The sequence below is a fragment of the Amycolatopsis sp. NPDC102522 genome (assembly GCF_055584485.1).
The window spans coordinates 68,834-81,776 of record NZ_JBVJLY010000004.1; the positions used below are offsets into that span (position 1 = coordinate 68,834).

8 protein-coding genes are annotated in these 12,943 nt (G+C 69.7%); 5 read left to right on the forward strand and 3 right to left on the reverse strand.

What is annotated here, in order from left to right; translation table 11 throughout:
- Window positions 1-7: 7 nt before the first annotated feature.
- Complete coding sequence (locus ACZ6YV_RS13225) at window positions 8-1,753, forward strand: hypothetical protein (protein WP_465509796.1); 1,746 nt, start codon at window positions 8-10, stop codon at window positions 1,751-1,753.
- On the opposite strand, the gene ACZ6YV_RS13230 is transcribed toward ACZ6YV_RS13225, so the two are convergent.
- Entirely contained in the window at window positions 1,747-2,451 is a 705-nt protein-coding gene (locus ACZ6YV_RS13230) for a class I SAM-dependent methyltransferase (protein WP_465509797.1), read from the reverse strand. The genes ACZ6YV_RS13225 and ACZ6YV_RS13230 overlap by 7 nt on opposite strands.
- Before the next feature lie 39 nt (window positions 2,452-2,490).
- Here ACZ6YV_RS13230 and ACZ6YV_RS13235 point away from each other — a divergent pair, with 39 nt between their 5' ends.
- Together ACZ6YV_RS13235 and ACZ6YV_RS13240 are read left to right on the forward strand one after the other, a co-directional pair.
- Window positions 2,491-6,432: an alpha-(1->3)-arabinofuranosyltransferase gene (locus ACZ6YV_RS13235; RefSeq protein WP_465509798.1), complete on the forward strand. Its 3,942-nt coding sequence runs from the start codon at window positions 2,491-2,493 to the stop codon at window positions 6,430-6,432.
- Between the two features lie 116 nt (window positions 6,433-6,548).
- Entirely contained in the window at window positions 6,549-7,496 is a 948-nt protein-coding gene (locus tag ACZ6YV_RS13240; protein ID WP_465509799.1) for a hypothetical protein, read from the forward strand.
- Here ACZ6YV_RS13240 and ACZ6YV_RS13245 read toward each other — a convergent pair.
- On the reverse strand, window positions 7,485-8,696 hold the full coding sequence (locus ACZ6YV_RS13245) for a lipopolysaccharide biosynthesis protein (protein WP_465509800.1): 1,212 nt from the start codon (window positions 8,694-8,696) through the stop codon (window positions 7,485-7,487). The two genes, ACZ6YV_RS13240 and ACZ6YV_RS13245, sit on opposite strands and share 12 nt — an antisense overlap.
- 71 nt (window positions 8,697-8,767) lie before the next feature.
- On the opposite strand from ACZ6YV_RS13245, the gene ACZ6YV_RS13250 reads away from it, so the two are divergent.
- Together ACZ6YV_RS13250 and ACZ6YV_RS13255 are read left to right on the forward strand one after the other, a co-directional pair.
- Complete coding sequence (locus tag ACZ6YV_RS13250) at window positions 8,768-10,459, forward strand: MmpA family trehalose lipid delivery protein (RefSeq protein ID WP_465509801.1); 1,692 nt, start codon at window positions 8,768-8,770, stop codon at window positions 10,457-10,459.
- Window positions 10,460-10,462: 3 nt separating this feature from the next.
- Complete coding sequence (locus ACZ6YV_RS13255; protein ID WP_378245216.1) at window positions 10,463-10,642, forward strand: hypothetical protein; 180 nt, start codon at window positions 10,463-10,465, stop codon at window positions 10,640-10,642.
- 925 nt (window positions 10,643-11,567) lie between these two features.
- On the opposite strand, the gene ACZ6YV_RS13260 is transcribed toward ACZ6YV_RS13255, so the two are convergent.
- Window positions 11,568-12,800 (reverse strand): glycosyltransferase family 4 protein, encoded by a 1,233-nt coding sequence (locus ACZ6YV_RS13260; RefSeq protein ID WP_465510178.1) that lies wholly within the window; start codon window positions 12,798-12,800, stop codon window positions 11,568-11,570.
- Between the last annotated feature and the right edge of the window lie 143 nt (window positions 12,801-12,943).

Here is a 12,943-nt window from a genome sequence, read left to right on the forward strand (position 1 = left end):
GAAAGACGTGGTTGTCCGGGGGAAGAGACCTTCGCCGGTCACGATCGCCGCGATCGTCGCCGGCGTGATCCCGTTCGTCCTGCACGCTTGGGCCGCGCTGCGCGGCAGCCTCGCGCAAGACGACTTCGTCATCACCTACCACGCCGCGAAGGCGGGCCCGTTCGACTTCGGCTACTTCTTCCAGGACTACCACGGCCATCTCGCGCCGGGCGGATTCCTGCTCGCCGACCTGCTGACAGCGTGGGCTCCGCTGAACTTCGCCGTGCTGATGGCACCGGTCCTGGCGATGCAGGCGGCGGCCTCGGCGCTGCTGTGGGCGGTCCTGGTGCGCTGTTTCGGGCGCCGTTGGGGGATTCTCGTCCCGTTCACGATGTTCACCACGTCGACGTTGCTGCTCGTCCCGACGTTGTGGTGGGCGTACGCCATCCAGATCGCGCCCGTGCTCCTGGCGGCCACCGCCGCCCTGCACGCGCACGTCCGGTATCTCGCCGACGGTGGTCGCTGGGCGATCGCCACCGTGGCCTGGACCGTCTTCGGGCTCGCCTTCTACGAGAAGGCGGTCTTCATCCCGGTGCTGGTCGCCGGGATCACCGTGCTGCTCGGGGTTTCCCTGCGCCGTCACGCCGTGCTCATGGGTGTCTTCGCCGTCGTCCTCGCGGGCTACGCCGCCGTTTTCCTGGCCTTGACTACGAGCCAGGTCGGGCAGGGCGGCGGTCCGGTCACCGTCGGCACGGTCGCGGACATGACCGGGCGGATGCTCGGCGACACCTTGGTGCCGGGGCTGGCCGGTGGGCCTTGGTCGGGGCCGGGGCCTGGCGCGACTTTCGCGGCTTCCCCTGTCGTGGTGCGGATCCTGCTGCTGCTCGTGGCCGTCGCGGTGCTGGTCGCCGGGGTCCGCGTCGGCGGTCTCCGGGCGAAGAAGGCGTGGGTCCTGCTGGGCCTGGTGTTCGTGGCGGACATCGGGCTTTCCGCGGCCACCCGGCTCACCGAGGTCGGCCCCGAACTGGGCAGCGACCCTCGCTACGTCGCCGATCTGACGCTCGTCGTCGTGCTGTGTCTCGCTTTCGCCTTCCTGGAACCCAAACCGTTCGACAGGCTTTCGGATCCCGTGCCGTCCCCGGCGAAACGCCCGGTGGCGCTGGTGTTGTGTCTCGCTTTGATCGCGAGTTCCGCCGTGGGCTTTTCCCGGCTGGCGCCGGGATTGCGGTTCGAACATTCCCGGGAGTTCCTCGCCAACGCGCGCGCTTCGATCGAGCGGGACCCCGATCTCGTCCTGTACGACACGACGGTGCCGAACGACATCCTGCACGGCTGGTTCGGTGAGAACGCCCGTGCCTCACGGGTGGTGGGCCTGATCCCGGGGTTCCAGTTCGACCAGCCGACCAGCCGGATGTCCCTTTTGGACGATTCGGGCACCGCGAAGACGATCACCGGTGTGGAAACGATTTCCCGCGGCTTGCCCGGCCCGGTGGCGGGCTGCGGGTACACCATTGGCGAGCAGCTGGTCCGGGTTCCGTTGGACACGCCCGTTCTCGGCCGTCACCTGCTGCGGCTCGACTACTTCACCTCGGACGGCGGCGAAGGTGTCGTGGACCGCGACGGGGTGCGCGTGCCGGTGTGGTTCCAGCCCGGCCTGCACACGATGTACCTGCCGATCGAGGGTCTGTTCGACAAGATCGGTTTCCAGCTGTCGGCCAAGGGTTCTCCCGTCTGTCTCGCGAAGGTCGACGTCGGCAGGCCGCTCACTCAGTAAGGGTCGTACGGGCTGTCGTGCCCGAAGATCTTCGCCACGGGCGCCAACCGCAGCCGCAGCAGGATCTTGATCCCGACGTTGCGCAGGAACCACGGCAACTGGGCGATCACGCGCAGTCTGTCCTTCGCCGACGGCGGCGTGAGCCGGAACCGGGCCATCGACGTCGCGCGGTCGAGATAGGTGTAGCGCCGTCCGAAGAGGACTTTCGCGATCGTGCCCAAGGTGACACCGATCGAGGAAAAGCAGTCGTGGACCAGGATTTCCTTACCGTCGTCCAAGTTCGTGGACCAGCGCAGGTCGTCGGTGTAGGTCCAATAGTCGTGCTTGCCGTCGATGTAGAGCAGCTGGATCGGACGGTCCCAGCGCGGCCGGAGCTTCGTGCTGTACTCGGCCACGAGTTCCACGACGTCTTCGACGCCCGCCTTTCTGAGGTTCGCCTCGAACCGTTGGCGTGTCGGGGATCCACCGAACAGCCGCCCGTCGACGAACGGGTCGACCGCGACCACCCGCGCGCCGACCGTGCGGGCGGCACTGGCGAGCACGATCGTCGAACGTCCCTGGTGGCTGCCGATTTCGACGATGAGGTCACCCTTGTCCAGGCGGGACGCCGCGTTCCACAAGGCCAGGCCCTGATCCCGCGTCATCCAGCCTTTGACGGGCTCGGCGTGCGACCACGCTTCTTCGAAACCGTCTGTCATGGGCGCATAGTAGCCACGTTTCCGCCTAGTATCTACCGGATGGTAACCCCCGGCGCGCTCGTGAAGAGGCCGAGCACGTGGATCGTGCTGGCCTTCACCGTGCTGTCCTTTCTGCAGCGTCCGGGCAGGACGACCTTCGACACCAAACTCGACCTGGCCGTGGATCCGCTGGCCTTCCTCGGCCGGGCGCTGCACCTGTGGAATCCCCAGGCGACGGCGGGGGAACTGCAGAACCAGGCGTACGGCTACCTGTTCCCGATGGGACCGTTCTTCGCGGTGTGCCAGGCCGTCGGGATACCCGTGTGGATCGCGCAGCGATTGTGGTGCGCGATCCTGCTCTCGGTCGCCTTCGGGGGCGCGCTGCTGGTGGCCCGCGCGCTCAAGATGGGGAACGAACGGACTCGGCTGATCGGAGCAGCCGGTTACGCCCTCGCGCCGCGGATGGTCACCGAGATCGGTTCGCTGTCCTCGGAAATGCTGCCCGCCGTCCTGCTGCCGTGGGTGCTGCTGCCGCTGATCCTCGCCGATCGCATCGGTTCCCCACGTCGTGCTGCCGGGCTGTCCGCGCTCGCCGTGCTGTGCATGGGCGGGATCAACGGCGCGATGGTCGTGATGGCGCTCGTCCTGCCCGGTTTGTGGTTGCTGACCCGGAAATGGCGGAGCACGCACGTCGAACTCGTCATCTGGTGGTTCGTCTTCGTCGCCGGCGTGATGCTGTGGTGGATCCTGCCGCTGGTGCTGCTCGGCCAGTACAGCCTGCCGTTCCTGGACTACATCGAATCCGCGACGAACACCACGGCGCCGATGTCGCTGTTCGAGGTGCTGCGCGGCACGAACCAGTGGGTCGCCTACGTCGTGCAGGGCACGCCGTGGTGGCCGTCGGGCTGGGCACTGATCGACAATCCCGTGCTGATGGCGGCCACCGGGCTGGTGGCCGCGGTCGGGTTGTTCGGCCTCGCGCGGCGCGGGCTGCCCGAGCGGCGGTTCCTGATGCTCGGTGTCCTGACCGGGCTGACGCTGCTGACCGTCGGCTACGTCGGAACGCTCGACAGCCCGCTGGCGGAGACCGTCCGGCATCTGCTCGACGGCCCGCTCGCGCCACTGCGCAACGTGCACAAGTTCGAGCCGGTGCTGCGGCTGCCGTTGATGCTGGCCTTCGTGCACGGCATCACGAGTGCCGCGCCCGCGGTGCGGCGAAATCTGCGGCCCGCGCTGGGCGTGTTGCTGGTCTTGGTGATGGCGGCGCCGGTCTGGCTGCTGACACTGCGGCCGGGGCCGGGCTGGGACGAGGTGCCGGGATACTGGTACGACGCGATGGGCTACGTCACCAAGACCGACGCGACGGCGCGCACGCTGCTGCTGCCCGCGACCGGGTTCGGCGAGTACGACTGGGGCCGCACGGTGGACGAACCGGCGCAGGCCATCGCGGACAGTCCGTGGGCCGTGCGCAACCAGGTCCCGCTGGGCTCGGAGGGCAACACCCGCCTGATGGACTCAGTCGACGCGGCCCTGGCCGATGGCAGAGGGGATCCCGGGCTCGCCGCATTGCTCGCGCGCTCGGGCTACCGGTTCCTGATGCTGCGTGGCGACATCGACCGCGCCAAGGTCGGCGCCCCCGACTTCACGACGTTGCGCGCCGGGCTGGCGGGATCGCCGGGGATCGAGAAGTCGGCCCAGTTCGGGCCGCTGGAGATCTTCGAGGTGAAGCGTCCGGTTCCGCTGGTCACGGCGACGTCCTCGAAGGATGTCCCGACGGTGAGCGGCGGCCCGGAAAACCTGCTGCCGCTGATGAACTCCGGGCAACTCGACCCCGGCACGCCGACAGTGCTGACCGGGGACGGCGGTTCGCCGACCGGGCCGAGGCTGGTCACCGACGGGCTGCGTCGCGCCGAGCGCAATGTCGGTGGGGTGCGCGATAACCTGAGTCAGACGTTGACCGCGGGGGAATCGCCGAGACAGCAACGTGCCGCGCTGGACGTCCTGCCGTTCCCCGGCGAACAGCACCAGACCGTGGCCGCGTACCGGGGGATCCGTTCGGTGACCGCGTCGACGGCGGCGTCGTTCGCGGACGCTTTCGGCGGTTCGGACCCGAGCCACCAGCCGTTCGCCGCGCTGGACGGGGATCCGCGCACCGCTTGGCATTCCTCGAGTTTCACCGGTCCGATCGGGGAATGGCTCGAAGTCGAACTGGACACCCCGAGGCTGGTGAACACGGTCGATCTCGCGATGGTCGACGACATCCGCGTCGGCTGGCCGCCGACCAGGATCCGGATCACCACGGACAACGGTTCCGTCGATCACCAGGTCGTCCGGGGCGAAGGGGCGCACACCTACCCGGCGCCGGCGGGGGTGACGCGCAAGGTGCGGATCACGCTGCTTTCGCTCGTGGTCGGCAGGCAGGACGGGAACGTCGGCATCTCGGACCTGAAGATCCCCGGCGCGGAACCGCAACGCGCGCTGGAAGTCCCGGCCGATCTGGGGGCCGGCACCGCGCCGGGATTCGCGTTCACGCGGGGCCAGCAGCCGAGGTACGCGTGCGTGCCGGACGGCGGGCGCGTCCGCTGCGACGCTTCCGCCGGACGCGACGGTGAAGAACCGGACGGGATCCGGCGGCTGTTCTCGACGACGTCGCAGAGCGCCTACGAGTTCGGCGGGACCGCGCTGCCGGCCGGGGGCGGCCGTGCCCCGGTGGCGTTGCCGGGGGTGCGGGTGTCGGCGACCTCGCAACTGGGCGGTGATCCGGCGGCGAGCGCGTTCGCCGCGGTGGACGGGAATCCCGCGACCGCCTGGCTGCCCGACGTCACCGATCTGCGGCCGACGTTGACCCTGGACTGGGAAAAACCGCGGACGATCTCCGGGCTCCGCGTCGCCGCCGACCCGGGCGGGACCGCTCGGGCGCCGGCGCGGCTGGAACTGACGACACCGACGTCGAGCCGCTCCGTCGAACTCGACGCGTCCGGCGCGGCGACGTTCCCACCCCTGGACACGTCGCAGCTGAAGATCGCGTTCGCCGGCCTCGACGACGACCAGCGGACCCGGAACTCACTGGGAATCGGGAGCCTGTCCCTGACCGGCGCCGACCTTCCCGCTCCGGCCGCGGAGTTCACGGTGCCCTGCGGATCGGGCCCGAACGTCCACCTGAACGGTCTCGACTACGACACCTCCGTGCGCGGCACGCTCGCCGACTTCACCGCGCACCGGCCGCTGACGCTGGCCGCGTGCCCCGATTCCCAGGGCGGTGTCGACCTGGCGGCGGGCGGGCACGAACTGCGGACGGACCGGTCCGAGTCCTTTGTGGTCCAAGATCTGTGGCTCAAGCCTGTCGGGCAGCCTGCTTCGGCTGCCGGACATCGCGCCGTCTCCGTGGACTCCTGGGACGCGACGTCCCGATCGGTCACCGTCGGGGGCGGCGACGAGTCCATTCTGGCCGTCCCGGAGAACGCCAACGCGGGCTGGACCGCTTCGCTGAACGGGACTCCGCTGGTGAAGACGCGCGTCGACGGCTGGCAGCAGGCCTGGATCCTGCCCGCGGGTTCCGGCGGTTCCGTCCAGCTGGAGTTCACTCCGGACTGGAAGTACCGATCCGGCCTGCTGATCGGCGCTGTCGCGATCCTGGCGGTACTGATCGGCGTGCTGTGGCCGGTCCGCCGTCGTCACGTGTCCGTGGGGGCGGGCTCCGGGCGTGTGGTCCCGGTGGTGCTCATCGGGCTGCTGGCCGTACTGGGCGGAATGCTGCCGATCGTGCTGCTGATCGCCGTCCTGCTGGCCCGCCAGTTCACTGAACGCGCGCCGCGGTACCTCGCTTTCGGCGGGATGGTCGTGGGGACGCTCGTCGCGGTGGCGGGGCGGCTGCTGGGGCACGGTCAGGAGTGGGCTTACGGGCCGGTGACGCAGGCTTCGCTGCTGCTGGCCGCGGCGGCGATGGTGGCGATGTGTGTGCCCTGGTTCGCGGGGCGCGAGGCGGCAGGTGACAGGGAGTGATCGGTGTGTGGAAATAGGGACAGTCAACGTCCCTATTTCCACACACCCCCTCCTGAGCGGACCTGTCACGACGTGGATTCGCGGTTTCTGTCGGTGGCCAGGCTCAAGCTGGTCAGGTGCGAAGAGGGGAGTGGGCGCAGCACCCACTGTTGACGAAGGGCCCGGTCGTGGTCGGGGTCAAGCGACTCGAAGAGCTCGGCGTGCCCAGGAGAACGATCTGGCGCCGTTGCGGGCCCGGCGGTGTCTGGCGGATGCTGCTGCCCGGCGTCGTGTTGCTCGGGGCCGGAGAACCGACCGATGAGCAGCGGATCGAAGCGGGTTTGCTCCATGCCCGTGAGGGCTCGGTGCTCACGGGTGTGTCCGCACTCCGGCGCTACGGCCTGAGAAATCTTCCGGCTTCCGATGACGTGCACCTCCTCGTGCCCGCCGGACGGGCGATCGCCAGTACCGGGTTCGTCCATATCGAACGGACGCGGCGCGTGCCCGTGCCCAGGCTCAGAGCGGGTGTGCCCACCGCTCCCGTACCGCGAGCGGTGATCGACGCGGCACGCCGAACGTCCGACCCGGACGCGATCGTGGCGATGATGGCCGAAGCGGTGCAAACGCGGCATTGCCTGCCGTGGGCGCTCGCCGTCGAAATCGACGAGCGCTCTCGAAGCGACGGGAGGCTGCTGCGGGCGTTGGCACCGATCTCGGGTGGTGCGCATTCAGTCGCCGAGGCCGACGCGTGGAACCTGTGGGCGCGTTCAGGACTGCCGGAGTTCCACTGGAATGTGAAGGTCTTCGATGCGGCGGGCCGGTTCGTCGCGAAGCCGGACGGCTGGTGCGACGAGGTGGCGCTCGCCTGGGAAATCGATTCCCGCGGCTATCACGCCGAAGGTGACCACTTCCGCGCGACCCTCGCGCGAAACGCTCGCTACGCCGCTTCCGGGATCGTGGTCCTCCAGACGTTGCCGTCCCGGCTTCGGTCGGAACCGGACGCCGTCTTGGCCGAACTCAGAGCGGCGTTCGCGAGCGCGCGGCGGCGTCCGCGACCCGGCGTGTCCACACAGTCACCTGCGTGACCGCAGTTCCAGTACGGCACCGGAGAGAGCCAGCGCCCCAGCGCAACAAGCAGCGACAGTGACCACCTGAGCGGCCGACGAGTGCAGCCAAGCAGTCACCAGCACCGTCTCCACGACCACGGTCGCCCACATCAGCACGGTCACCCGCCGGTCGCCGGCGGCGAGGCGGGAGAACAGCAGGATCTGCACCAGCGCGAGCATCGACCCGGCGAGCGCGAACGGCCAGACCGGCATGGTGCTGGCGGCGTAGCCGGAGCCGCCGATGAAGGCGAGCAGACGCGGGCCGACGACAACGGAGACGAGGAGGACGACGGCGTCGAGGGCGGCGCAGACGGCGAGGGCGGCGGGCAGGATGCGGCGGCGGTCGTCGCCGTTCGCGAACCGGGGAAGCACGAGGACACCGACGGCTTGGGGGAGCCAGTAGGCGATTTTCGTGACGATGGCACCGAGCGCGTATTCGCCCGCCTCGTTCGCGGGGAGGGTGTGGCGTGCCAGGACCAGGTCGAGGTTCACCAGCAGGACGAGTGCCAGCATCGCCTGCGCCGCGTGCAGGACGTCGCCCGCTTGCCTGCCCGCTTTCCGCGGTCGCGGCCGTCCACAGAGGATCCATCCGCAGAAGATCACCAGGTACGAGCCGATCGCGGTCCCGGTCAGCGCGCCGGTGGCGTCGCCGCCGATGACGAGTCCGAGCAGCGAGCCGCCGACCTTGCCCACGCCTTCCAGCGCCATGAGCCCGGCCAGCAGCGCGAACCGGCCGCTGCCCTGCAACAGTCCATGGAAGAGGCCGAGCAGCGTCAGCGGGCCGAGGGTGACGGCGAGCAGCAGCGCGGGCACCACGGAGCCGAGGTGCAGCACGAAAACCAGTACCGGCGCCAGGATCAGGCCGATGGCCGCGACGATGGCGCTCGTGGTGAGGCCGAGCGCCAAGAGTGTCCCGCTGTCTTGTGGCTCTTTTGATGAACGCTGCCGCGCGACGCGCAGCGCGACCACGGTCTGCAGGCCCATCGCGGGCACGACGCCGATCACCAGCACCGCCAGCAGTGAGCTCAGCTCACCGAACGCGCCGGGCGCGAGCAGCCGGGCGGCGACGATGCTCAGCGCGTAGGCGCCGGCGTTGTTCGCCGCCAGCGCGAGCGAAACGAGGATCGCCGCGACACGCTTGTCCGTTCTGGCCTGGTCGGCCTCGACGTCTACGCTCAAAGGCGCTCCAAGATTACCGGCGAGTAATCGAGCGACCATAACCGCGATCGAGGCGGAAAGGGAAGAAGCATTTGGACACACGGCGCGAACGTCTCGTCCTGGCCGCGGTGTCGGCGGGACTGGCGTTGCTGGTGTTCCTGCCGGTGCTGGGACGCGGTTTCGTCCTGAGCTACGACATGGTGTTCGCCCAGCGTCAGTCGCTCGTCCCGGACGCGCTCGGCCTCGGCTCGGCCCTGCCGCGTTCGGTCCCCGCCGACGCCGTGATCGCGCTCGCGACAGCGGTCGTTCCCGGTGATGTCGTCCAGAAAATCGTCTTGTTCCTCTCGCTTTTCGGAGCGGCATACGGCGCAGCGCGGCTGGTCCCGACGGAGCAACTCGGTACGCGGATCGTCGCTGCCACCGCCTACGCGTGGACGTCCTACTTCGCGGAGCGGTTGTTCATCGGGCATTGGCCGCTCTTGCTCACCTACGCCTGCCTCCCGTGGATCGTGCGCGCCGCGCTTTCCCTGCGCGGAAGCGAGCCGAGGGCGCTCGCGCGACTGGTGCTCGCCTGCGCCCCCGCGGTGCTCACCCCGCCGGGCGGAGTGCTGGCCGCGCTCACCGCGATCGTCCTGGCCGGACCCCGAAAACTCGGCCATACCGTCGGTATCGCCGTGGTGCTCAACCTGCCGTGGCTCGTGCCGACGCTCCTGCACGACGGCGGCACGCTGTCCGATCCCGCCGGGGTGGCCGCGTTCAGCGCTCGCGCGGAAAGCTGGGGCCCGGCGATCCTGAGCGTGCTGGGGCTCGGCGGCATCTGGAACGGCGACGTCGTCCCCGGCAGCCGCGGCGCGCCGATGGCACCGGTGCTGATCCTCGTCACGGTCGCCGTCGGGCTGGCCGGGCTTCGGCCCCTGGCGCGAAGGTGGGGGACACCTCCGGCGAGAGCGTTGCTGGTGCTGGGAGTTCTCGGTGTCGTGCTCGCCGCGCTGGCGACGATGCCGTTCGGCGAACCCGCGCTGTCCTGGGCGATGGAGCACGTTCCCGGCGCGGGACTGCTGCGCGACGCGCAGAAATGGGTGGCCTGGTGGGCGCTTCCGGTCGCGCTCGGGTTCGCGCTGGCGGTCGAGGCCGCCGCCGCACGACTGCGGACCGGGGCGGCGCGCGGGGCGCTCGTCGTGGCCGCCGCGCTCTTTCCCTTGCTCACCATGCCCGATCTCGCCTGGGGCGGCTGGGGAAGAATCGAGGCGGTGCGTTACCCGGAGGACTGGAACGCCGTCCATCGGGTGCTCGCGGAGGACGACAGACCCGGCGACGTCGTCGCGCTGCCGCTGTCCACGTTCCGCAGGTTCGCCTGGAACGACCATCGGACCCAGTTGGACCCGGCGCCGCGAGCGCTGCCCGAGACCGTCCTCGTCGACGACACGTTGCGGGTCGGCGGCGAGGTGATCGGCGGCGAGGATTCCAGAATGGACCGTGTCCGCGCCGCGAAGTCGCCCCAAGACCTTTCTGCGGCGGGAATCGGGTGGATCCTGGTCGAACACGGGACGCCGGGGCGGGTCGATCAGCGGTTGCTGACCGGCGCGGTACCGGTGTGGTCCGGTGACTGGCTCACGCTTTACCGCACTCCCGGTGCACCTGTCGTGACGGGAAAGCGATCACCGATCCCCGTGGTGCTGGCAAACGGAGTAGCGCTGGTGTCGATCGCGGCCGCACTGTTGTGCCTTAAGTTACCGGTGCGTACATTGAGCCGACGCAGGAATTCCCTGTCGCGGAAGGAGTAGGTCTTGGGCACCCTCATCGGCGCGGCCGCAGCCGTCATCATCGGGCTCGCAACGGCCGCAGGGGGGAGTTACGCGCTGACGAACTCCGCCGATCCGGACGCCGCACCCCAGGTGCAGGCGAAGATCAAGGAACAGTTCAACCCGAACTCCAGCCCCGAGAACGTCATTTACGGCAACCGCTGAGCCGGTGTCCCAGCTCGCCTCCGACCACGCGAGCCGTGTCGTCGGGCTCTACGGCGACCCCACCGTTTCCTGGAGCATCCTGCTGGAAGCGCGGCTGTCTTCGGTCCTGACGCCGGAGAAGGCACGGATGCGGCTGGCGGTCGCGGCCGGGGAACGGCCTTGGCTCGGGGCCGCTCCCGACGTCGAAGCCGTTCCCGGCAAGGAACTTCCGGCGATCCGTGATCGCTTCGCCGAGGCGGCGTACGAACGCGGTGCGCCGCTGCTTCGCGTCGCCGTCGGCACCGACGAACCTGTCGTGCTGATCGCCGCGCATCACGGCGCGCTCGACGGTCTCGGCCTGCTCGCCGTCCTCGGGCTCGCGCTCGACGTCCCGATCTCGTCCGCCGCCAAAGGGATCGGCGCACGGACGGCGGATCGTTCCTTTCTCACGTCTGCGTTCCACAGGCTCGCGGAAGCACTTTTCGCGCCTCCGGCGAGGATCACCCCGGAACGCGCCGAAAGTGGCCCTGGGGACGTGTTCAGCGCCAGGATCCTCCCTCGCTCACGGCTCGGGTCGTCGGCTTTCGCGGCAGCGGCCGCCCGCCTGACCGAAACATGGAACGCCCGGCACGGCAGGAAAACCGCCCGGGTCGTGGCCGCGGTGGGGGCCTCCTGGCGGGGCGGCGCCGCGCCGGAACCCGAGCACGACAGCGCGTTCTTCCGCTTGCGGCTCAGCAGGAATCCCGCCGTGGCCGAAGTCGGCGAGCTGCTGGCCACGCAACCGCCGGAACCCGACTTCCCCGCCCGCAGCAGCAGGATCGCCCGGTGGGGCACGCGGCTGCTGGCGGGCAGGCTCGGTTCGACCTACCTGGTTTCCAATCTCGGCGTCGTTTCGGCGGCGGACGCGGTCACCTCGATCGCGTTCTATCCCGCCGCCAGCGGCCGCTCAGGCGTGGCGTTCGGCGCGGCGACCGTCGGGGAGACGAGCACCGTCACCGTGCGCGCACGCCGCAAGGACTTCGACGACGCCGCCACGGCCGGGCTGGCCGACGGCATCGTCGAAGCCTTGCGGCGTCAGGACCCGGGGGTGGGGGATGGCCACCCCGGCCACGTCGCGCACGAGTGATTCGAAGCGGTTCACGCTGTGCTCCCAGTCGAACAGGCTCGACCAGGTGACGCCGGCCCGGCCCATCTCATTCCGGCGCGTCCGGTCGGCGAGCAGGCCGTCCACCTGGGCGGTGAAATCGGCGAAGTCGTCGGCCAGCAGCCCGGTCCTGCCCTCCACAATGGATTCCGCCACGCCGCCGGCCGCCCGGTAGGCCACCGACGGCACGCCGTGCGCGGCGGCCTCCATGATGACGATTCCCCAGCCCTCCTTGACCGACGGGCACAGGTGCAGCCAGGACCGTTCCAGGATCTCGTGTTTCCCGGCCTCGTCCACCCAGCCGTGCAGCCGGACCCGGTCCTCGACGCCGCGGTCACGGGCGTGCCGGCGCAGGACCTCTTCCCACGGGCCCTGGCCGACCACTTCGAGCCGCAGTGTCGGCCAGCGCCGCGCCAGTTCCGCGACGACGTCGATGGCGTGTTCGATCCGCTTGTGCGGCACCAGCCTGCTGACCGCGACCAGGGTCGGCTCGTTCTCCCGGACGGCCTTGCCGCGCGGGGGCGTGTCCAAACCGTTGGGTACCACGGTGATCCGTGACCCCTCGATACCGAGGCCGGTGAGTTCGCCCTTGGTGATCTCGGAGACCGTGACGTAGCGGCAGTGCCGGAACAGCCACGGCGCCAGCCGGGACTCGATCCACCAGCCGATCCGGCCCAGTGTCTCGCCGAGCGCGCTGATCCACTGTTCACGGTGGACGTGGTGCACCAGCACCAGCACCGGGCAGCCCGCCGCCAGTCTGGCGAAGAACGGCATCCCGTTCTGCACGTCGACCACGAGGTCGGCGTGGGCCTTGCGGATCGCCCGGAGCGCGTGGACGTAGACGCCGAACTTGTTGCCGCGACGGCGATAGCGGACACCGTCGCGCCATTCCCCGGCGTTCGCGCCCGGATAGGCCGCGCACTGGATCTCGACCCGGTACCCGGCCTTGGCGAGTCCCTCGGCCATCCGTTCGACGTATCGCTCGGATCCGCCGCCTTCCGGATGTCCGGTGTCGCGCCAGTTGACGAGCAGCACACGTGGCCGTTCCATCGTGGTTCTCCCAACCTGTTAGCGACAATGCTAGGTTACCGGTGCGTACACGGTAGATGAATCATTCTCGGAAAGCGATGGTTCGATGGTCGGTAATCGGTCGGTGACCCCTGAAACGATCCCGCATC

Bases quoted from the DNA above. Each gene is read 5' to 3' on its own strand.
- ACZ6YV_RS13230 (WP_465509797.1), bottom strand. From the start codon at position 2,451: ATGACAGACGGTTTCGAAGAAGCGTGGTCGCACGCCGAGCCCGTCAAA.
- ACZ6YV_RS13235 (WP_465509798.1), top strand. From the start codon at position 2,491: ATGGTAACCCCCGGCGCGCTCGTGAAGAGGCCGAGCACGTGGATCGTG.